This window comes from Evtepia sp., from assembly GCF_034090835.1.
In the GTDB taxonomy this organism is placed as follows: Bacteria; Bacillota; Clostridia; order Oscillospirales; family Oscillospiraceae; genus Evtepia.
Genome location: NZ_JAXDRS010000019.1, coordinates 79,745 through 99,456, shown reverse-complemented (window position 1 = coordinate 99,456; position 19,712 = coordinate 79,745). Strand labels below are relative to the sequence as shown.

The window sequence follows — 19,712 nt, the reverse complement described above, 5'->3', positions numbered from 1 at the left end:
TGCAGTTGCTGGACAACAGGAAGAAGTACCTTTACTTTTTCATATTTTCTCGCCATAATAATACCCCCTGATGTAGTACTTCCATTTTCCTACATCAGGGGGCGTTTTGTCTATTGTCCGTTTTTACTGGTTCAGTTCAGTCTTCCATACCGGCGTGTTTTTTCTGTCTTTATTCCTCTTCTGCGGGGGTCTCTTCCACTCTGGTGACCGCAATGGCCAGGTCATCCAGCTGCTTCTGATCCACCACGTCGGGGCAGTTCATCATAAGGTCGGAGGCGTTCTGTACCTTGGGGAAGGCGATCACGTCCCGGATGGAGGAAGCACCGGTCATGAGCATGACCAACCGGTCCAGGCCGTAGGCCAGGCCGCCGTGGGGAGGTGCGCCGTACTGGAAGGCGCCCACCAGGTGACCAAACCGCTCCTGGATGTCCTCCTGGGAGATGCCCAGCGCCTCAAAGGCCTTGGTCTGCATCTCGGGGGTGTTGATTCGGATGGAGCCGCCGCCCAGCTCGGTGCCGTTCAGGACGATGTCATAGGCGCGGGCACGGCAGTTTGCCTTGTCGGTGAGCATCTTGTCCTCGTCCTCGAGCATGGGAGCGGTGAAGGGATGGTGCATGGCCTGGTAGCGGCCCTCTTCCTCGGACCACTCGAACATGGGGAACTCAGTGACCCACAGGAACTTGAAGTCCTTGGGGTCCAGGATGCCCAGCTGCTTGGCGCACTCAATCCGCAGGGCGCCCAGAGCAGCGAAGACCACGTCGTCCTTGGCGTCGCCTACGATGAGGATCAGGTCCCCGTCCTTGGCGCCAGCCCGCTCCAGAATGGCAGCGTTCTCTTCGTCGGTGAGGAACTTCTGGTAGGAGGAAGTCACCTTTCCGTCCACCATACGGGCCCAGGCCAGGCCCTTGGCCTTGTAGGTCTTGACGAAGTCCACCAGCTTGTCGATCTTCTTCCGGGGGAAGTCCTTGGCGTGGCCGTCCACGTTAATGAGGCGCACGGAGCCGCCCTCCTGGATGGGGCCGGAGAACACACCGAAGCCGCAGTCCTTCACGATGTCGGAGATGTCTTTCAGCTCAAAGCCGAAGCGCAGGTCGGGCTTGTCGGAGCCGAACCGGTCCATGGCCTCCCGCCAGGGCATCCGCAGGAAGGGGGTCTGCACGTCCACGTCCAGCACTTCCTTAAAGACTCTCTTCAGGAAGCCTTCCTGGATGGTCTGGATCTGCTCCTCGTCCAGGAAGGACATTTCCAGGTCGATCTGGGTGAACTCCGGCTGACGGTCGGCCCGCAGGTCCTCGTCCCGGAAGCAGCGGGCGATCTGGAAGTAACGGTCAAAGCCGGAGAGCATCAGCAGCTGCTTATACTGCTGGGGAGACTGGGGCAGGGCATAGAACTTGCCCGGATGGACCCGGGAGGGCACCAGGTAGTCACGGGCGCCTTCGGGGGTGGACTTGGTGAGCACGGGGGTCTCGATCTCCAGGAAGCCCTGCTCATCGTAGTAGTCCCGGCAGATCTTCACGATCTTATGACGCAGAGCGATGGTCCGCTGCATATCCGGGCGGCGCAGGTCCAGATAGCGGTACTTGAGGCGGACCACATCCTTCACGTCGGAGTTCTCCACGATCTCAAAGGGAGGGGTCTCCGCCTTGGCCAGCAGCCGCAGCTCGGTGACCTTCACCTCAATGTCGCCGGTGGGCAGCTCGGGGTTCTTGGACTCCCGCTCCCGGACGAGACCCTTGGCAGCGATCACATACTCGCTGCGCAGGGAAGCGGCCTTCTCGAAAATGTCTCTGGGGGTGCTGTCGTCAAAGGACAGCTGCAAAAGGCCCGTGCGGTCCCGCAGGTCCACAAAGATCAGGCCGCCCAGGTTCCGCTGCCGCTGGACCCAGCCGCAGACAGAGATCTCCTGGCCGATGTGCTCGGCGCGGAATTGGCCGCAGTAGTCGGTGCGGCGGAAGTTCTGTAAGGTATCCATGGTTTCTCTCCTCCAATGGTGATTGTAAAAAATACCGCTGCGGTCACGCCGCGTTTTCCGCGGGAACCGCCTGGTTCCGCAGCAGGTCCAGGATGGCCTGCTGGTTGGCCTGGCCGTCGGAGCTCTTATGGGTCCTGGTCTGGCCGGTGGGGCCCAGGCTCAACAGGCTGCCCCCCTGGAAGGTCACTTCCCATACCTGATCGCTCTCCTGGTCAAACAGGCTGAGCACACACAGGTAGGGGAGGGTGGGGGTCTCCTGGGGCCGGGAGAAGGTAAAGGCGTAGCTGGGCTGATTCAGCAGGGTAAGCAGATCAGCAAACCCCTCTTCTCCCGCCTGGAGCTGAACGGTCAGGACCTCCCCGCCCTCAGCGGGGTGGAGGGCAGCCTCTACCTTGGTGATGCGGCTGAGCTGGAATCCGTCGCCCATGGCGGCCTCCAGCCCCTTGGGCCGGAAAAAGACCACCGCCACGATGATGACCAGCGCAATGAGCAGAAAGCCGATGACCCCTTCCTTTTTCATGGCTTATCCTTTCTCCCGGATGGGCTTGCCCTGGGCACGGAGGGCCATGGCCTGGGCGATGGTCTCCGCGGCCTTTTCCGGGGCCATGGCTTCCTGCTCACCGGTGGTCATGTCCTTCACCTTGACCACACCCTGGGCGATCTCCTCCTCACCCAGGAAGGCCACATAGGGGATCTTCAGCTTGTCTGCGTAGCTCATCTTGCCCTTGAACTTCTTCTGTTCCCCGTACACCTGGGCCCGGACCCCAGCCTGCCGCAGCTGGGTGGCAAAGGCGATGGCGGAGGAGAGGTCCTCGGTCATGGGGAGGATGAGCACATCCGCAGGGGCGGTCACCAGGCCGTCGTTCAGGTAGCCCTGCTCGCCCAGCACATAGAACAGCCGGGTCAGGCCAATGGAGATGCCCACGCCGGGGAGTTTCTTATCAGTATAGTACTCCGCCAGGTTGTCATACCGGCCGCCGGAGCAGATGGAGCCAATTTCCGGATGGTCCAGCATCACGGTCTCGTAGACCGTGCCGGTGTAGTAGTCCAGGCCACGGGCGATGGTGAGGTCCACGGCGAAGTGGTCCTCGGGCACCCCGAAGGCAGACAGGTATTTGACCACTGCGCCCAGTTCCTCCAGGCCCTGGTCAAAGACCTGGCTGCGGCCCCGGTAGCCCTCCAGCGCGGAGAGCACCTCTTCGTTGGAGCCGGTGATGGCGATGAACCGCAGGATCTCTGCGGCGGCCTCCTGGGATACGCCCTCCTCCAGCAGGAGGGCCTTCACCTTGTCGGGGCCGATCTTATCCAGCTTGTCCACGGTGCGCATGATGTCCCCGGCCTGGTCGGCCAGACCCTGCATCTCGTAGAAGCCGGTGAGGATCTTCCGGTTGTTCACCCGGATCTTGAACCGCTCCAGACCCAGGGAGGTAAAGGCGTGGTAGATGATAGAGGGGATCTCGGCCTCGTTGGAGATGTCCAGCTTGCCGTCGCCGATCACGTCGATGTCGCACTGGTAGAACTCCCGGAAGCGGCCCCGCTGGGCCCGCTCGCCCCGGTAGACCTTGCCGATCTGATAGCGGCGGAAGGGGAAGGCCAGGTCCCCGTAGTGGAGGGCCACGTACTTGGCCAGGGGGACGGTCAGGTCAAACCGCAGGGCCAGGTCACTGTCGCCCTTGGTAAAGCGATAGATCTGTTTTTCGGTCTCGCCGCCGCCCTTGGCCAGCAGGATCTCCGCCGACTCGATGACGGGGGTATCCAGGGGGGTGAAGCCGTAAAGGGCATAGGTGCGGCGCAGGCTCTCCAGCATCCGCTCAAACTGGGTCTGAGGGGCGGGGAGCAGCTCCATAAAGCCGGACAGGGTCCGGGGTTTCATCCGTTCCATGGGAAGGACCTCTCTTTCTTGGTTTCGGCGGAAAGGCCGGGCACCAGGGTCCCGGCGCGCCGTCTGCCCGCCGGCGGCAAACGGCCAAAAGCCCCTGACCTCCCCAAGAGAGGAGCCAGGGGCACAGGTGTGGACAAATGATTACACCGTAACAGGTTTCAGAGCCGGATTGATGATCTCTCTCCAGTCCAGGTCACCCCGCTCCAAGCCGTGGATCAGGATCTCCGCGGTGGCCACGTTGGTGGCAAAGGGGATGTTGTACTGATCGCACATCTGGTTAATGTACTTCAGATCCGGGTCCAGGTCGCTGGACTGGGGATCAGAGAAGAACAGGACCATGTCGATCTCGTTGTAAGCGATGCGCGCACCGATCTGCTGGCTGCCGCCGTGGGCGTGGGACAGGAACAGACGGACGGGCAGGCCGGTGGCTTCTGCCACCAGACGGCCGGTGGTGTTGGTGGCGCAGACAGTGTGCTTGGACAGGACGCCGCAGTAGGCGATGCAGAACTGCACCATCAGTTCTTTCTTGTGGTCGTGGCTCATGAGGGCGATATTCATTCTGGCTCATCCTTTCGCTTTCTCACCTGGGGGGCTGGGCCCTTGCCAGGCTCTGCTTATACCATGGGGGAGGGGAAGGCACTTCCTTTGCTTCCGATCAGTAAATCTTCATCAGGGGAACGGTCTCTCCGGCGATGCGCCGGGCGATGTTCCCATAGGCCTGCGCCGCGCCCCGCTGGCTGAGCTGGAGCAGCGCCCGCCCCTTTCCTGCGGCCAGAACCACCCTGGTATCCTCCGGAACCAGGCCCAAAAGGGGCAGGCCGGCGGTGTCCATGGCGTCGTCAATGGTGGTCCCCAGACGGCGGAGCACTCTGCCCCGCACCCGGTTGACCACCAGATGAACGGTCTGCATATGCTGGAGCTGGCTGACCACCCGCTGGGCGTCCCGCAGGGACGAGGGATCGCTCACCGCCACCACAATGGCCCGGTCTGCGTCGCACGCAGCCAGACGGAAGCCTTCGCCCAGGCCCGCAGGGGAGTCGATGAGGATATAATCATAGGCCTCCCGCGCCTGCTGCAGCAGGGTGCGGAAGCCGCTCTCCCCGGGGAACTCTCCCGGCAGGGTCAGGGGGGAGGTGAGAAGATACAGATCGGAAATGGACGGATGGGGCGCCACCGCCCGGCTCAGTTCGCACCAGCCGGCGATCACGTCGCTGAAATCCATGAGCGCGGCGTCGCTCATCCCCAGGGTGATATCCAGGTTGCGCAGTCCCACGTCGCCGTCGATGCACAGCACCTTGTGCCCTTGCAGGGCCAGGGCGCTGCCCACGCCGCCGGTGAGGGATGTTTTCCCGGTTCCGCCTTTTCCGGATGTTACGACAATTACGCTGCCCACAGCCAATCCTCCCGAAACTTCTGCTTCATTGTAACATAAAGCCCGCCCCTTTGCAACCATTTTTTGTGCAAAGATACTAAACTTTTCCTTCTTTGATCTTCGTCCACTTTCGCGGATACTCGCCCGGGGTGGGACGGTCTTTAAACACCGTTACGATCCGATGATAGACCTCAGTTCCCGGCAAAAGGTAGTCCATCACGAAGGGCTTCGCCCCGCCCAGGGCGTGGATGATCCCCTCGGCGGCAGCAATCTCCTCATCCGTCTTGTTGCTCTTCATAGCCAGAAACAGGCCGCCCGTTTTCACGTAGGGCAGGCACAGCTCCGACAGCACCGGCATGGAGGCCAGCGCCCGGGACACCGCCGCGTCGTAACTCTCCCGGTGGGTCTTGCGCCGGGAGAGCTCCTCCGCCCGGCCCTTGATGAGCACCACGTCGTGCAGACCCAGTTCCTGGCAGACCTGGTCCAGCCAGTCCATGCGCTTGCCCAGGCTGTCCAGCAGGGTCAGGCGGATGGACGGGTCCAGAATCCGCAGCACCAGGCCGGGAAAGCCCGCCCCGGTGCCCACGTCGATGACCTTTTTCCCCGCCAGAGCCCTGGAGGGCAGCAGGGCCGCGCTGTCCAGGAAGTGGCGGGAAATGACCTCCGCCGGGTCGGTGATGGCGGTGAGGTTCATCACCTGGTTTTTTTCCAGCAGCCGGTCGCAGTAGAGGGCCAGCTTGTCCACCGCCTCCGGCGCGGGGGAAAGGCCCAAGCGGGTCAGCCCGGTCCGGAGGGTTTCTTTCAGTTCGTCTGTCATAGGCTTACCTCATCACCAATTGATGATCTGGCCGGAGTAAAACACATAGAAGTATCCCAGGGTCAGGGCAACCATAATGGCCACCCCCACCCAGGCCAGGGCCCGGGTGAGGGAGCTTGTCTTTTTCTCCGGGGGCTTGATCTCCGGCGTCTCCTCCGCCGGGACCTGTTCTTCCAAACGCTTCTCGGGTTCCATAAGGGGCTCCTTTTTACTTCTGCTCCTTCAGCAGGTCGCGGATCTCCATGAGGAGCTTTTCCTCGGCGGAGGGTTCCGGAGGCGCAGCCTGGGCGGCGGCCTCCTCCTCTTCCTTCTTCTTGAGGACTTCCATTTTGGTCTTGGCGGAGTTCATCACCTTGATGACGATGAAGACCACCAGGGCCACCAGGATAAAGTCGATGATGGTGGACAGGAAGGTGCCGATGCCGATGGTGACGGCGGCGGTGATCACCTCGCCGGCCTCGTCCAGGACCTCAGGCTGAAGCACGATGTTCAGCTGGGTCAGGTCGGTGCCCCCCAGGAAATAGCCGATGGCGGGCATGACTACGTCGTTGACCAGGGACGTGGTGATTTTGCCGAAGGCGGTAGCGATGATCACGCCGACGGCCATATCCATCACGTTGCCCCGGCTGATGAATTCCTTAAATTCAGCGATAAAGCCTTTGGCTTTCTTTTTTGCGTCTGCCATGATGCTCATCCTTTCTTTCTGTCTTCCGTTTCATGGTAGATGTGCGGGGATCGTTCTTGCCGGTGCCGTGGTTCGGCGGGATGAGGGCATCCCGCCCTACAGGGCGTGGTCGGTAGGGCGGGGTCCCCTGACCCCGCCGTCTTACCCGGCAGTACCCTCTGGGGTTGTGGTTTACTTCTTGCTGATAACTTCCAGACCGCCCAGGTACTTCTGAAGGACCTCAGGCACCTTAACAGACCCGTCCTTCATCTGATTCTGCTCGGCCATGGCGGGGAAGATACGGCTGGTAGCCAGGCCGGAGCCGTTCAGGGTGTGGACAAACTCTGGCTTGCCGGTGCTCTCCCGACGGAACCGGATGTTACCCCGGCGGGCCTGATAATCCCGGGCGTTGGACACGGAAGAGACTTCCTTATAGCCAGCCATGGAGGGGATCTGGATCTCAATGTCGTAGGTGCGTGCCATGGAGGCGGAGCAGTCGCCGGCAGCCAGCTTCACGGTGCGGAAGTGGAAGCCCAGACCCTTCACCAGGTTTTCTGCCTTGGTCACCAGCTCGTCAAAGGCCTCGTCAGAGTCCTCGGGGCGGGTGAACTGGAACATCTCCACCTTATTGAACTGGTGGCCTCTCACCATGCCTCGTTCCTCGGCACGGGCGGAACCGGCTTCCCGACGGAAGCAGGGGGTGTAAGCAAAGAACTTCTTGGGCAGGTCTGCCTCGGAGAGGATCTCATCCCGGTAGACGCTGGCCAGCGCGGCCTCTGCGGTGGGGAGCATATAGTGGGTACGGTCGTCGGTGGGGTTCTGGATCTTATAGACCTCGTCAGCGAACTTGGGGAACTGACCAGCGGTCTCGCCGCACTGGTACTCCAGCATGTGAGGAGGCAGGATGAACTCATAGCCGTCGGCCAGGTGGGTGTCAATAAAGTAGTTGAGCAGAGCCCACTCCAGGCGGGCGCCCATACCGGTGTACATCCAGAAGCCGGAACCAGCCAGCTTCACGCCCCGGGTGTAGTCGATGAGGCCAAGGTTGGTGCACAGGTCCACGTGGTGCTTGGGCTCAAAGTCAAAGGTGTGGGGCTCCCCAAAGTAGCGCAGGGGCTCGTTGTTCTCCTTACCGCCGGGCTTCAGGTCGTCGTCGGGCAGGTTGGGCAGGGAGAGCATCAGGGTGCGGTACTCTGCCTCCACGGTGCGGAGCTTTTCGTCGTTGGCGGCGATCTCGCCCTTCAGCTCGCTCATCCGGGTAAACACGGGAGCGGTGTCCTCTCCGGCCTTTTTCAGCTGGGGGATGGTCTTGGAGACCTTGTTCTGCTCGGCCTTCATCTGCTCGGTGGCAAAGATAATATCCCGGCGGACCTTATCCAGCTCCAGAATGCGATCCACTTCCTGGTCGCAGTCCACTTCCTTGGCCCGCAGGCCTGCTTTTACCTTATCGGGGTCTTCCTTAATCCGTTTAATATCCAGCATGGTGTATCACCTCATCAAAGAATTTTCAGTCCACTCATGGGTTTGTTTCACGTGAAACAGGGCTCAGAAGAGATAGCTGTAAATACTCCAGTAGGTCTCTTTGGGGGAGCTTCCGCCCTCCACCACAGACTCGTCCGGGAGGGCTTCCTCCAGGCCGGACTCGTGGAATTGTTCCACCAGTTCCCGGGCCCGGGAGTAGGACTTCCGGGTGGCGTCCTCGATCTGCCGCAGCCACTCCAGGGCCTGGGCTTCCTTCTCCTTCTGGTCCAGCTTGCTCTGGGCCTCGTCTCTCTCTTTCTCCAGCTTGCCTGTTTTGAGCTCCAGCTTCTGCTTCTCCATCTGCAGGTCCATCAGGCTCTCCTGACTGGACAGGGATTCATTCAGGTCGGTCAAAGCCTGGTGGCTCCGCTGCTGCATGAAAAAGGACATCACCAGAAGCAGCAAAGCCACAAAGAACAGCACCGTCAGATAGACCTTGACGGGACGGCTTCTGCTCTTTTTCTTCTCCGGCGGGGGAGAGGACGCCTCCTGCTGGCCGGCGGCTTCCCCCGTGGTCTGGGTTACTTTGAATTCCTCTGTACTCAAGGTTCCGTTGTCTCCTTTCCAGAGGCCAGGGTTTCCAGGGCTTTCATCAGCCCTTCCAAATCCTCTTGGTCGTAGTATTCCAGGGTGAGCTTTCCCTTTTTCTTTCCCTGGGAAATGGTCACCTTGCGGCCCAGGTTGGCGCTGAGGCTCCGCTCCGCCTCCTTATAATACAGGCGCAGGGGAGAGGGGGCGGGCGCAGGCGGCTGTTCCTCCTGGAGCAGCCGGCGGATGCGCTCCTCGGTCTCCCGGACCGAGCTTCCCTTCTCCTGGATCTCTCCGGCCAGGGCGATCTGGGCCTCTGCCGTGGGCAGGGCCAGCAGGGCACGGCCGTGTCCGGCGGACAGGGTACCCTGCTCGATCATCCACTGGACCTCCTGGGGCAGGGCCAGCAGCCGCATGGCGTTGGCCACCGCAGGACGGGATTTGCTCACCCGCTGGGCCACCTCCTCCTGGGTGAGGCCGTAGTCCTGCACCAGGGCCCGGTAGCCGGCGGCCTCTTCCATGGGGTTGAGATCCTCCCGCTGGAGGTTCTCGATGAGGCCCAGTTCCATGACCTTCCGGTCATCGGCCTCGATGATGATGGCGGGCACCTGGGACAGGCCGGCCATCCGGGCGGCCCGCCAGCGGCGTTCGCCGGCGATGATCTGATAGTATCCAGAGGCCAGGCGGCGGACCGTCAGGGGCTGTAACACCCCGTGCTGACGGATGGATTCCGCCAGATCCGCCAGGGCCTCCTCGTCAAAATGCTTTCTGGGCTGGTTCAGGCCCGGTTCCACCTGGGACAGGGGGAGATTCACCGAGCCGCCCTCCTGGGTATGGAGAGAACTGTCTCCCAGCAGTGCGTCCAGCCCTCTTCCTAAGGCCATTTATGTACCATCCTTTCGTGGCGGCAGAGGGTTCCGGGACAGAACCTCCTCTGTCAGTCTTTGATAGGCCACCGACCCCCGGGAGGAGCCGTCGTAGGCGTTCACGGGCTTTCCGTGGCTGGGCGCCTCAGAAAGCCGGACGTTCCGGGGGATCACGGTGGCGAATACTTTTCCGGGGAAGTGCCGCTTCACCTCTTCTGCCACCTGCATGGACAGGTTGGTGCGGCCATCGTACATGGTGAGCAGCAGTCCTTCCAGGTCAATGGAGGGGTTCAGCCGCGCCTTCACGATACGGATGGTGGACAGCAGGTCGCTGAGGCCCTCCAGGGCGTAGTACTCGCACTGGACCGGCACCAGCACCCGGTGGGCGGCGCACAGGCAGTTGAGGGTGAGCAGTTCCAGGGAAGGAGGACAATCGATCAGGATGAAGTCATAACGATCTGCCACCTGATCCAGGGCGTGTTTCAGCAGATACTCCCGCTCCGGCAGGGGGATCATCTCCACAGAGGCCCCGGCCAGGGCCTTGTTGGCGGGGAGCACATCCCCGTAGGGGGTGGTGACAATGGCGTTCTCCACCGGTGCCCCGCTGATGAGCACGTCGTAAATGGTGGGGAACACCGCGCCCTTGTCCAGGCCAAAGCCGGAGGTGGCGTTGCCCTGGGGGTCAAAGTCACACACCAGTACCCGCGCCCCGGCGCTGTGGAGGCAGGAGCCCAGATTTACGCAGCTGGTGGTCTTGCCCACCCCGCCTTTTTGGTTGACAAAGGCTATGGTTTTCGCCATGATGGTCCCCTTCTTCCCGTTGTTCCGTAGCATCCCGAAGAAAGGCCAGGGGCCTCCGGTCCTTCGGGTAGACTTAAATTATACCCATATTTCGCCGCTTTTGCAAGGGCCGGGACCGGGCCCCTCTAAAAAAAGATGGATGTTTCACGTGAAACATCCATGAAAAGAAAGGAAATGTGCAAAGAATTTCATTCCCCAGGCCCCTTGGGGGTGCGGGCCTTGGGAATCCGAATGGTGAGCAGGATGGTATCCCCCTCCTCCACGTACTGCTCGGTCCGGGAGACGGTCCACCCCTCCTTCACCACCAGCTGGGCCCCTTCCACCTGGGCCTCGGGGTGAGGCAGGCGGAGCAAAGCCCGGGCGTGGCGCTCGGTGAACCCGTTCTTCCGGAGCAGTTCCAAGGCCTGGTCGGGCAGCCGCAGCAGGCGGAGCTTGTTGGCCACCGCCGACTGGGACTTGCCCACCTTGGCGGCAGCCTCCTCCTGGGAGAGACCGTAGACCCGGATCAGTCGTTCCAACGCCTTGGCCTCCTCCCAGAAGTCCAGGTCCCGCCGCTGGAGGTTTTCGATCAGGGAGAGCAGGCAGGAGTTTTCCCGGTCCACGTCCATGATGAGGCGGGGCACTTCTGCAAGCCCGCAGATCATGGCCGCCCGCAGCCGCCGCTCTCCAGCGATGAGTTCATACCGGCCGCCGCCTTTCCGGCGGACGGTGAGGGGCTGGAGAATGCCATGGACACGAATGCTGTCCGCCAGCTCGGCCAGCCCCTGGGGATCGAAGTAGCGGCGAGGCTGGTCAGGGTTGGGGGAAATACAGTCCGGCGAAAGCATGGTCACCCGGGTGCTCTCCAGCAGCCCCCGCTTGTACAAAACCGGCATTTCTCTGGCCTCCTTTCTAAGAACACCCAGATTTTACCATTTCCAAGGTGAAAAGGATTGGGAAGGCTGTCGAGGATTCCCCCCTTTTTTTCCCGGGACATAAAAAATCCCCCCTGGACGGAGCGAACGTCCAGGGGGGAGGTCAAAGTAAAAGAAGTAGGCGAAAGAATTACCGCTTGTTGGAGCGTCTCCAGATGCCCATCTTCTCAGCGTCCTTGATGAGCTCATCACGGAACTGGGGATGTGCGATGGAGATGATCTGCTCTGCACGCTGCCAGGTGTTCAGACCCTTCAGGTTGATCATGCCGTACTCGGTGACCAGGTAGTGAACGGTGGAACGGGGGTCGGTGCAGATGGAGCCGGGGGTCAGGGTGGGCACGATGCGGGACTTCAGGGAGCCGTCCTTACCCTGCATGGTGGAGGACAGGCAGATGAAGGACTTACCGCCGTTGGACAGGTAAGCACCCATGACGAAGTCCAGCTGGCCGCCGGTGCCGGAGATGTGCTTGATGCCGGCAGACTCAGCGTTCACCTGGCCGAACAGGTCCAGGTCAACGATGTTGTTGATGGAGATGAACTTATCCAGCTGAGCCACCACGCGCACGTCGTTGGTGTAGTCAACGGGAGCACCCAGCACGTCGGGGTTGCGGTTGACGTAGTCATACAGCTTCTTGGTGCCGGCGGCGAAGGCGAAGACCTGGCGGCCATAGTCCAGGCTCTTGTTCTTGCCGTTGATCTTGCCGGCCTTGGCAATGTCAACGAAAGCGTCGACATACATCTCGGTGTGAACGCCCAGGTCCTTCAGGTCGGACTCAGCGATGAGGGCGCCGACGGTATTGGGCATGCCGCCGATACCCAGCTGCAGGCAGGCGCCGTTGGGGATCTCGGGCACGATCAGGTTAGCAACGGTGCGGTCCACGTCGGTGGGAGGCACGGAGCCCAGCTCGGGGATGGAGGGGTTGTCGCCTTCCACGATGTAGGTGACGTCCTGGACGTTGATCTCGGTCTTGTACAGGCCGTAGACAACGGGCAGGTTCTCGTTGATCTCCACGATGATGTGCTTTGCGCGGGCGCACATATCATACAGGTGGGAGGGAGCCAGGGACAGGGAGAAGTTGCCGTGCTCGTCCATGGGAGGAACCTGCATCATGACCACGTCCACGGGGTCCAGGTTTTCACGGTAAAAGCGGGGCAGCTCGGAGTAACGCATGGGGGAGAACCAGCCCATGCCCTTGTTCATGATCTTACGGTCTACGCCGGAGCAGTGCCAAGAGTGCCAGGAGAAGTGCTCGCCAGCGTCGTCAGCCTTGGCGATCTCGGGCATCCACATGGTCACGCCGCCGCGGACCTTCACGTCCTGCAGCTCGTCCTGGCGGGCAGCCAGTGCCTTATCCAGGGCAATGGGGTGATTGGTGCACCAAGTATAGTCCACCCAGTCACCGGACTTAACCAGCTTAACAGCCTCTGCAGCGGTGGTCAGCTTGCTCTTGTACATTGCGTAAAAATCCATACTTCGTTTCTCCTTTTCTAATAAAAAGAATAAAAAATCACCCCGCCGGGTGGCCGGAGGGTCTGATTTTCGCCCCGGATCGGGGGAAAAATCAGAATAAAACGATCAGGCTCAGTTTAAAGGTCGAGATAATAAATGTCAAGAAAAAGTGCGTATTTTATCTAATTTTCATCTTTGCAATTTTTTGCAACAGAAGGCCCCTGTAAAAACCGCCAAAAAAGAGAAAAGCACACGGGGGTTTTCCGTTGTTTTTTTGTGAGGATTCCCCTCTTGCAAGGCGCATACGCATCAAGTACAATAGTGATATTCAGCGCCGTCAGACGCTGTCATTCTCTTACTCTTCAACGGGATTTTCATCGAAAGGGGCGTCACTTCTGTGGAAGAACTGAAACAGCGTATTCGTGAGCAGGGAAAGATCCGGGGGACCAACGAGATCCTGAAGGTGGACAGCTTTCTGAACCACCAGATGGATGTGGGCTTTTTGACCCAGATCGGCCGGGAATTCCGCCGCCGGTTCCAGGACTGTCAGGTGGACCGCATCCTTACCATCGAGGCCTCCGGCATCGGCATCGCCTGCCTGGCCGCTCTGGCCTTCGACAACATCCCCGTGGTCTTTGCCAAAAAGAACAAGACCAAGAACATCGCCGGCGATGTCTCCATCAGCCAGGTGGAGTCCTTTACCCAGAGCAAACGTCCCTATAATATCTTCGTCTCCAAGGAATTTCTCCATCCCGGAGAAAAGGTCCTGCTCATCGACGACTTTCTGGCCAACGGCAGCGCCCTGAGCGCCCTCATCGACATCGCCGGACAAGCCGGCTGTGAGGTAGTCGGCGCCGGTATCGTCATCGAAAAAGCCTTCCAGCCCGGCGGCGAGCGCATCCGCGGCCAGGGCGTGCGGGTGGAGTCTCTGGCCCGCATCCAGGCCATGAGCGAGGAAGCCGGCGTCGTCTTTGCGTGACCCTTCGTTCATTACGGCCCTCCGGCCGTTTTGAAGCCGCAAGCTCCCCTTGCGGTTTTGTCCCTGTGACTACATATTTTAAGGAGGAAACAAAATGAAAAAGCGTATTCTTGCTCTGCTGCTGGCCGGCGTCATGGTCCTCGGCCTGGCTGCCTGCGGCGGCGACAAGCCCAGCGAAACCACCGGCGGCGACGGCGACTCCACTGCTGCTGGCATCGCCAAGGAAGACCTGAAGGTGGGCCTCATCCTCATCGGTGAAGCCGCCGACGCCTACAACAAGAACCACATCGAGGGCATGCAGGCCGCCTGCGAGAAGCTGGGTCTGGACTATGAGACCCAGGTGGTGGTGAAGCCCAACATCGCTGAGGACTCCACCTGCTCCGACGCCATCAACGAGCTGCTGGACGCTGGCTGCAACGCCATCTTCGCCAACTCCTTTGGTCATGAGCAGTACATGGTAGAGGCTGCTGCCGACTACCCCGACGTGCAGTTCTGCCACGCTACCGGTTACCAGAGCGCAACCGACAGCCTGGACAACACCCACAACTACTTCGCCAAGATCTTCGAAGCCCGCTATCTGGCTGGTATCGCCGCCGGTCTCAAGACCGAGACCAACAAGCTGGGCTATGTGGCTGCCAAGCCCTTCGCAGAAGTCATCTCCGGCTTCACCGCCTTCTATCTGGGCGCTAAGAGCGTCAACCCCGACGTGACCATGCTGGTGAACTACACCAACGAGTGGTCCGACGCCACCAAGGAAGCCACCAACGCACAGGCCCTCATCGACCAGGGCTGCGACGTGATCTCCCAGCACTCCGACACCTCCGCTCCCGCTACCACCGCTGAGGCCAACGGCGTCTTCGCTGTGGGCTACAACGACGACATGGTCCCCGTGGCTCCCAAGTCCGCTCTGGTCTCCGCTCGGGTCAACTGGGGCGCTTACTATGAGTACGCTCTGAACTGCCTGATCAAGGGCGAGAAGATCGACCAGGATTGGTGCGGCAGCTACGCAGAGAACGCCTGCTACCTGTCCGACCTGAACGAAGCCATCGTGGCTGAGGGCACCAAGGAAGCCATCGACAAGGCTGCTGCCGGTCTGGCTGACGGCTCTGTCCAGGTCTTCGCTGGTCCTCTCCACGGCAAGGATGCTGACGGTAAGGAGCTGAACCTGGCTGAGGGCGAGTTCTACACCGAGAACGAGAAGTCCTCCGCTCCCTCCTTCGCCTTCATCGTCGACGGCATCACCGTGCTGTCCTGATCCCTTTGTTCCTACGGCCCCCCGGATGGGGGGCCATCCCCTGCACCCTTGCCCTGCGGCAAGGGTGCAGTTGGTTTCCTTCCCCATGGGAAACCCCAGAGGAAAACCCATAAGCCTTCTCTTTAACGGCTTTCCTGTGGCGCTTCCCTGAGAAAAGAGAACGGTTCGTCCATGGTACCAGCCTGCCCCGGCAGGCCAGAGAGAAAGAGGTGAATCCCTTGCACACAGTGAACGCGGTAGAACTGCGGGGCGTGACCAAAACCTTCGGCCCTGTGGTCGCCAACAACAACGTGAATCTGGACATCCGAAAGGGGGAGATCCTGTCCCTGCTGGGAGAGAACGGCAGCGGCAAGACCACCCTCATGAACATGCTGGCGGGCATCTACTTCCCCGACAGCGGCACCATCTTCGTCAACGGAGAAGAGGTCTCCATCCTGTCCCCCAAAGATTCCTTCGCCCTGCGGATCGGGATGATCCACCAGCACTTCAAGCTGGTGGATGTGTTCACCGCCGCAGAAAACATCGTCCTGGGCCTGGAGGAGAAAGGCCGCTTTGACCGAAAGGCCATCTCCCAGCAGATCAAGGACATCAGCACCAGGTACGGCTTTGATCTGGACCCCGACCGGAAGATCTATGACATGGCCGTGTCGGAAAAGCAGACCGTAGAGATCATCAAGGTCCTCTACCGTGGGGCTGACATCCTCATCCTGGACGAGCCCACCGCCGTCCTCACCCCCCAGGAGACCGAAAAGCTCTTCGCCGTCCTGCGGAACATGCGGGACGACGGCAAGTCCATCGTCATCATCACCCACAAGCTCAACGAGGTCATGGCCATCTCCGACCGGGTGGCCGTCCTGCGCAAGGGGGAGCACATCGCCACGGTGGACACCAGGGACACCAACCCCCAGGCCCTCACCGACATGATGGTGGGCCACGCCGTCACCCTGAACATTGACCGGCCCACCCCGGAAAACCCCGTGAAGCGGCTGGAAGTGAAGAACCTCACCTGTCTGGACAACGAGGGCGTCAAGGTGCTGGAGAACGTGAGCTTCTCCGCCAACGGAGGCGAGATCCTGGGCATCGCCGGCATCGCCGGCAGCGGCCAGCGGGAGCTCTGCGAGGCCATCGCCGGACTCTATCCGGTGAACAACGGTCAGATCCTCTACCACCCCAGAAACCCCCAGGAGGCGCCGGATAGTCTGGTGGGCAAGTCCCCCATGGAGATCCGGGACCTGGGCATCAGCCTGGCCTTCGTCCCCGAGGACCGGCTGGGCATGGGCCTGGTGGGTTCCATGGGCATGACCGGCAACATGATGCTCAAGAGCTACGACAAGGGCGGCCACTTCTTCACCGACTCCAAGACCCCCCAGGCCCTGGCCCAGGAGATCAAGGACAAGCTGGAAGTGGTGACCCCCAGCATCAACACCCCCGTGCGGAAACTCTCCGGCGGCAACGTGCAGAAGGTGCTGGTGGGCCGGGAGATCGCCTCCGCCCCCTCGGTGCTCATGGCCGCCTACCCGGTCCGGGGCCTGGACATCCACTCCTCCTACACCATCTACCGCCTGCTCAATGAGCAGAAGCAGAAGGGCGTGGCGGTCATCTACGTAGGCGAGGACCTGGACGTGCTGCTGGAGCTGTGCGACCGTATCCTGGTCCTCTGCGGCGGCAAGGTCAGCGGCATCGCCGACGGCCGCACCATTACCAAGGAAGAAGTGGGTCTCATGATGACCCATCTGGGGGAGGTGAGCACCCATGACTGACCACAGACACAGCCAGAAGGAACCCCTTGTCCGTATGGTCAAGCGGGACGACCTGAGCAAGAAAAAGAAATGGGCCATCCGCCTGGGCGCCATCGTGCTGGCCCTCCTGGTAGGCTGCCTCTTCGTGGCGGTTTTGGGCCACAACCCCCTGGCCGTTTACCACGACATCATCGACGGCTCCCTGGGCGGTCCCTCCGCCCGGCGGATCACCATCCGCACCGCCATCCCCCTGCTGGGCGCCGCCCTGGCCATCGCCCCGGCCTTCAAGATGAAGTTCTGGAACATCGGCGCAGAGGGTCAGATCATGGCCGGTGCCATCGGCGCCTCCTACTTCGCCCTCTACTGGTACGATAAACTCCCCAAGCCCGCCCTGCTCCTGGTGATGGCCCTGGCCAGCATCGTCATCGGCGGCCTCTGGGGCCTTATCCCCGCCTTCTTCAAGGCCCGCTGGGGCACCAACGAGACCCTTTTCACCCTGATGCTCAACTACATCGCCCTGGGCATCGAGAGTTACCTGCAAAACGGACCCTGGAAGGACCCCAAGGGCACGGGCTTCCCCATCATCGCCATGTTCGACCAGAACGCCCGTCTGCCCAAGGTCTTCGGCGTCCACATCGGCTGGATCATCGTCCTGGCCCTTACGGTGGGTATGTTCATCTACATACGGTACAGCAAGCACGGCTATGAGATCTCCGTGGTGGGCGAGAGCGAGCGCACCGCCCGCTACGCCGGCATGAACGTGAGCAAGATCATCATGCGCACCATGTTCCTCTCCGGCGCCATCGCCGGTCTCATGGGCTTCTTGGTGGTCTCCGGCGCCGACTACACCCTGAACACCGGCACCTCCGGCGGCGTGGGCTTTACCGCCATCATCGTGGCCTGGCTGGCCCACCTGAACCCCTTCGCCATGGTGCTCATCGCAGGGCTGCTGGCCATCCTCACCAAGGGCTCCAACACCATCCAGACCAATTTCAAGATCCCCGCCTCCGCTGCCGATGTGCTCTCCGCCATCATCCTCTTCTTCATGCTGGGGTGTGAGTTCTTCATCAACTACCGTCTGATCTTCCGGGGCAGCAAGCACAACCGTCCCCAGGAAGTGCCCGCTCCCGCCGCAGACCCCAAGGGAAAGGAGGACCAGGACCATGAATAACCTCATCAACTTTCTGACCGCCGGGATCCTGGCCGCCACCCCGCTTCTCTTCGGCGTGCTGGGTGAGACCCTCACAGAAAAATCCGGCAACCTGAACTTAGGTGTGGAAGGCATGATGTTCATGGGCGGCATCGCCGGCATCATGGGCCCCTACTACTATGAAAAGGCAGGGGGGACCAACCCCTACATCGCCCTGCTGCTGGCCCTGGTGTGTGCAGTGCTGTGCGCCGGGCTGGGGGCCTTCATCTTCAGCGTCCTCACCATCACTCTCCGGGCCAACCAGAACGTCACCGGTCTGGCCCTCACCATGTTCGGCACCGGCGTTGCCAACTACTTCGGCGAGGCCATCGGCCACGCCGACCCCTCCGGCTTCCTCTCCGTGAGCACCGCCGTGAAGGGCCTCTTCAACAACCCCATCTTCCCCGAGCCCCTGGTGAAGCTCCCGGTGGTGGGCAAGCTCCTCTTCTCCCATAACTTCATGGTCTATCTGGCCATCCTCACCGCAGTGCTCCTGGCCTGGTTCCTGGGCCGCACCCGCAAGGGCCTGAACCTGCGGGCCGTGGGCGAGAGCCCGGCCACCGCAGACGCTGCGGGCATCAACGTCACCCGGTACAAGTATCTGGCCACCTGCATCGGCGGCGGCCTCACCGGCCTTGGCGGCCTGTATCTGGTGATGAACGCCGGCGCCGGCGTGGGCGGCGCCTGGGTCCACAACTGCATCAACGGCTACGGCTGGCTGGCTGTGGCCCTGGTCATCTTCGCCGTGTGGAGCCCCAAGCGCGCCCTGTGGTGCTCCCTCATCTTCGGCGGCCTGGCCTGTATGCGGTACTACTATCCCATCTCCTTCATCCCCGCCTCCATCTACGACATCGTTCCTTACATCGTCACCGCTGTGGTGCTGGTCTTCGTCAGCCTCAAGCACAACCGGGCCAATCAGCCCCCGGCCAGCCTGGGCCTGAGCTACTTCCGGGAGGAACGATAACCCCTTCGGGACAAACGAAAACCCGAGCGGCTTATCATAAGCCGCTCGGGTTCTTTTTTCTCTTGGTCAGGGTTCCTCTTTCCTGGGCTGTAATCCCTGAAGAATCGTCCGAATCGCCTCCAGCTGGACCGGGTCCAGCCGGGCCAGGTCCTCCACCACCTCGGCCAGGCGGGCGGGGATCTCCTGCCCCTCCTCAAAAAACTCCCGGGGAGTCACCTCCAAATATTCACAGATATAAAAGGAAGCCCTGCATGGAGGGGAGGGCTTTCCGGTTTTCGATCCGGTTGATATAGCTGCTGTTCTGCCCGATGGCCAGGCTCATCTCCCGGGCAGACACCCCTTTCTGCATCCGCAGCTGGGTCAGACGGCGGGAAAAGAACTCCTCATACATAGCATCCACCCCTTATGATAGGATATTATATGCTATGCCATCTGGATTATTAGGACATAAAATCGCCTATTCCATTGACAATAGGATATTTTATGTCATATCATAACAGGAAATGCTACATCCCTTCCCGGAGGTGTTTCCATGGCCCGTCTGTTTCGTCTTGTTTTGTCCCTTTGTCCGGTCCTGCTGGGCCTGGGGCTCTGGCCCCTCTTCCTCCAGGGCTTCCCCCTGCTGGACCTGCTCCCGGGGTTTGTGCCCCTGCTGCTGCAAGGGGGAAAATGGGCAGAAAAATAGGGTCAGCGGTTGCAACACTGACCCCGTTCTTCCGAAGGTTAAAAATGAAAAGAAGCTTTCTTGACTCTTGCAAGGATATCCTACCAAAGACTTGTTACAAAAAAAGTCCACAAT

20 protein-coding genes and 1 pseudogene are annotated in these 19,712 nt (G+C 60.9%); 6 read left to right on the top strand and 15 right to left on the bottom strand.

Annotated features, from left to right (window positions below):
• Positions 1 to 169 precede the first annotated feature (169 nt).
• The 14 genes from aspS to SOR61_RS03900 all read right to left on the bottom strand — a co-directional run bounded on the left by aspS (position 170) and on the right by SOR61_RS03900 (position 12,808).
• The gene (gene aspS, locus SOR61_RS03965) at positions 170 to 1,972 is read right to left on the bottom strand and encodes an aspartate--tRNA ligase (protein ID WP_320611393.1); all 1,803 of its coding nucleotides are present in this window, start codon (positions 1,970 to 1,972) and stop codon (positions 170 to 172) included.
• 43 nt (positions 1,973 to 2,015) lie between these two features.
• Positions 2,016 to 2,492 carry a hypothetical protein gene (locus tag SOR61_RS03960; RefSeq protein ID WP_320611392.1) on the bottom strand — a complete coding sequence of 159 codons (477 nt, stop codon included), beginning with the start codon at positions 2,490 to 2,492 and terminating at the stop codon, positions 2,016 to 2,018.
• A gap of 3 nt (positions 2,493 to 2,495) precedes the next feature.
• Positions 2,496 to 3,854: a histidine--tRNA ligase gene (gene hisS / locus SOR61_RS03955; RefSeq protein WP_320611391.1), complete on the bottom strand. Its 1,359-nt coding sequence runs from the start codon at positions 3,852 to 3,854 to the stop codon at positions 2,496 to 2,498.
• Positions 3,855 to 3,995: 141 nt separating this feature from the next.
• Complete coding sequence (locus SOR61_RS03950; protein WP_320611390.1) at positions 3,996 to 4,412, bottom strand: methylglyoxal synthase; 417 nt, start codon at positions 4,410 to 4,412, stop codon at positions 3,996 to 3,998.
• Between the two features lie 97 nt (positions 4,413 to 4,509).
• Complete coding sequence (locus tag SOR61_RS03945; protein WP_320611389.1) at positions 4,510 to 5,247, bottom strand: AAA family ATPase; 738 nt, start codon at positions 5,245 to 5,247, stop codon at positions 4,510 to 4,512.
• Positions 5,248 to 5,323: 76 nt separating this feature from the next.
• Complete coding sequence (gene rsmG / locus SOR61_RS03940) at positions 5,324 to 6,043, bottom strand: 16S rRNA (guanine(527)-N(7))-methyltransferase RsmG (RefSeq protein ID WP_320611388.1); 720 nt, start codon at positions 6,041 to 6,043, stop codon at positions 5,324 to 5,326.
• Positions 6,044 to 6,055: 12 nt separating this feature from the next.
• The gene (locus SOR61_RS03935) at positions 6,056 to 6,238 is read right to left on the bottom strand and encodes a hypothetical protein (RefSeq protein WP_320611387.1); all 183 of its coding nucleotides are present in this window, start codon (positions 6,236 to 6,238) and stop codon (positions 6,056 to 6,058) included.
• 13 nt (positions 6,239 to 6,251) lie between these two features.
• A complete protein-coding gene (mscL, locus tag SOR61_RS03930) occupies positions 6,252 to 6,728 on the bottom strand; it encodes a large-conductance mechanosensitive channel protein MscL (protein WP_320611386.1) in 477 nt (158 codons plus the stop codon).
• 171 nt (positions 6,729 to 6,899) lie between these two features.
• Complete coding sequence (serS, locus tag SOR61_RS03925; protein WP_320611385.1) at positions 6,900 to 8,189, bottom strand: serine--tRNA ligase; 1,290 nt, start codon at positions 8,187 to 8,189, stop codon at positions 6,900 to 6,902.
• Between the two features lie 63 nt (positions 8,190 to 8,252).
• Complete coding sequence (locus SOR61_RS03920; RefSeq protein ID WP_320611384.1) at positions 8,253 to 8,774, bottom strand: hypothetical protein; 522 nt, start codon at positions 8,772 to 8,774, stop codon at positions 8,253 to 8,255.
• A complete protein-coding gene (locus SOR61_RS03915; protein ID WP_320611383.1) occupies positions 8,771 to 9,640 on the bottom strand; it encodes a ParB/RepB/Spo0J family partition protein in 870 nt (289 codons plus the stop codon). The genes SOR61_RS03920 and SOR61_RS03915 overlap by 4 nt, the downstream gene beginning before the upstream one ends.
• Positions 9,641 to 10,423, bottom strand: coding sequence for a ParA family protein (locus SOR61_RS03910; RefSeq protein WP_320611382.1), 783 nt, complete (start codon positions 10,421 to 10,423; stop codon positions 9,641 to 9,643). It lies immediately after the preceding gene.
• A 188-nt stretch (positions 10,424 to 10,611) separates the two neighbouring features.
• Positions 10,612 to 11,298: a ParB/RepB/Spo0J family partition protein gene (locus tag SOR61_RS03905; protein WP_320611381.1), complete on the bottom strand. Its 687-nt coding sequence runs from the start codon at positions 11,296 to 11,298 to the stop codon at positions 10,612 to 10,614.
• Positions 11,299 to 11,467: 169 nt separating this feature from the next.
• Positions 11,468 to 12,808 carry a butyryl-CoA:acetate CoA-transferase gene (locus tag SOR61_RS03900; RefSeq protein ID WP_320611380.1) on the bottom strand — a complete coding sequence of 447 codons (1,341 nt, stop codon included), beginning with the start codon at positions 12,806 to 12,808 and terminating at the stop codon, positions 11,468 to 11,470.
• 376 nt (positions 12,809 to 13,184) lie between these two features.
• Here SOR61_RS03900 and SOR61_RS03895 point away from each other — a divergent pair, with 376 nt between their 5' ends.
• From SOR61_RS03895 to SOR61_RS03875, 5 genes are all read left to right on the top strand, one after another.
• Complete coding sequence (locus SOR61_RS03895) at positions 13,185 to 13,766, top strand: xanthine phosphoribosyltransferase (RefSeq protein WP_320611379.1); 582 nt, start codon at positions 13,185 to 13,187, stop codon at positions 13,764 to 13,766.
• A 94-nt stretch (positions 13,767 to 13,860) separates the two neighbouring features.
• Positions 13,861 to 15,021 carry a BMP family ABC transporter substrate-binding protein gene (locus SOR61_RS03890; RefSeq protein ID WP_320611378.1) on the top strand — a complete coding sequence of 387 codons (1,161 nt, stop codon included), beginning with the start codon at positions 13,861 to 13,863 and terminating at the stop codon, positions 15,019 to 15,021.
• Positions 15,022 to 15,239: 218 nt separating this feature from the next.
• Positions 15,240 to 16,781, top strand: a complete 1,542-nt coding sequence (locus SOR61_RS03885; RefSeq protein WP_320611377.1) for an ABC transporter ATP-binding protein — start codon at positions 15,240 to 15,242, stop codon at positions 16,779 to 16,781.
• Positions 16,774 to 17,931: an ABC transporter permease gene (locus SOR61_RS03880; RefSeq protein WP_320611376.1), complete on the top strand. Its 1,158-nt coding sequence runs from the start codon at positions 16,774 to 16,776 to the stop codon at positions 17,929 to 17,931. Before SOR61_RS03885 ends, SOR61_RS03880 begins: the two co-directional genes overlap by 8 nt.
• A complete protein-coding gene (locus tag SOR61_RS03875) occupies positions 17,924 to 18,913 on the top strand; it encodes an ABC transporter permease (RefSeq protein ID WP_320611375.1) in 990 nt (329 codons plus the stop codon). The genes SOR61_RS03880 and SOR61_RS03875 overlap by 8 nt, the downstream gene beginning before the upstream one ends.
• Before the next feature lie 66 nt (positions 18,914 to 18,979).
• On the opposite strand, the pseudogene SOR61_RS03870 reads toward SOR61_RS03875, so the two are convergent.
• Positions 18,980 to 19,304, bottom strand: a pseudogene (locus SOR61_RS03870) (helix-turn-helix domain-containing protein).
• A gap of 141 nt (positions 19,305 to 19,445) precedes the next feature.
• Between SOR61_RS03870 and SOR61_RS03865 the strand changes: the two are divergent.
• A complete protein-coding gene (locus SOR61_RS03865; RefSeq protein WP_320611374.1) occupies positions 19,446 to 19,598 on the top strand; it encodes a hypothetical protein in 153 nt (50 codons plus the stop codon).
• Positions 19,599 to 19,712: the final 114 nt, after the last annotated feature.

What these genes read in the sequence shown, in the direction of transcription:
- aspS (WP_320611393.1), bottom strand. Translation starts at nt 1,972, where the DNA reads ATGGATACCTTACAGAACTTCCGCCGCACCGACTACTGCGGCCAATTC.
- SOR61_RS03960 (WP_320611392.1), bottom strand. Translation starts at nt 2,492, where the DNA reads ATGAAAAAGGAAGGGGTCATCGGCTTTCTGCTCATTGCGCTGGTCATC.
- hisS (WP_320611391.1), bottom strand. Translation starts at nt 3,854, where the DNA reads ATGGAACGGATGAAACCCCGGACCCTGTCCGGCTTTATGGAGCTGCTC.
- SOR61_RS03950 (WP_320611390.1), bottom strand. Translation starts at nt 4,412, where the DNA reads ATGAATATCGCCCTCATGAGCCACGACCACAAGAAAGAACTGATGGTG.
- rsmG (WP_320611388.1), bottom strand. Translation starts at nt 6,043, where the DNA reads ATGACAGACGAACTGAAAGAAACCCTCCGGACCGGGCTGACCCGCTTG.
- SOR61_RS03935 (WP_320611387.1), bottom strand. Translation starts at nt 6,238, where the DNA reads ATGGAACCCGAGAAGCGTTTGGAAGAACAGGTCCCGGCGGAGGAGACG.
- mscL (WP_320611386.1), bottom strand. Translation starts at nt 6,728, where the DNA reads ATGGCAGACGCAAAAAAGAAAGCCAAAGGCTTTATCGCTGAATTTAAG.
- serS (WP_320611385.1), bottom strand. Translation starts at nt 8,189, where the DNA reads ATGCTGGATATTAAACGGATTAAGGAAGACCCCGATAAGGTAAAAGCA.
- SOR61_RS03915 (WP_320611383.1), bottom strand. Translation starts at nt 9,640, where the DNA reads ATGGCCTTAGGAAGAGGGCTGGACGCACTGCTGGGAGACAGTTCTCTC.
- SOR61_RS03910 (WP_320611382.1), bottom strand. Translation starts at nt 10,423, where the DNA reads ATGGCGAAAACCATAGCCTTTGTCAACCAAAAAGGCGGGGTGGGCAAG.
- SOR61_RS03905 (WP_320611381.1), bottom strand. Translation starts at nt 11,298, where the DNA reads ATGCCGGTTTTGTACAAGCGGGGGCTGCTGGAGAGCACCCGGGTGACC.
- SOR61_RS03900 (WP_320611380.1), bottom strand. Translation starts at nt 12,808, where the DNA reads ATGGATTTTTACGCAATGTACAAGAGCAAGCTGACCACCGCTGCAGAG.
- SOR61_RS03890 (WP_320611378.1), top strand. Translation starts at nt 13,861, where the DNA reads ATGAAAAAGCGTATTCTTGCTCTGCTGCTGGCCGGCGTCATGGTCCTC.
- SOR61_RS03880 (WP_320611376.1), top strand. Translation starts at nt 16,774, where the DNA reads ATGACTGACCACAGACACAGCCAGAAGGAACCCCTTGTCCGTATGGTC.
- SOR61_RS03875 (WP_320611375.1), top strand. Translation starts at nt 17,924, where the DNA reads ATGAATAACCTCATCAACTTTCTGACCGCCGGGATCCTGGCCGCCACC.
- SOR61_RS03865 (WP_320611374.1), top strand. Translation starts at nt 19,446, where the DNA reads ATGGCCCGTCTGTTTCGTCTTGTTTTGTCCCTTTGTCCGGTCCTGCTG.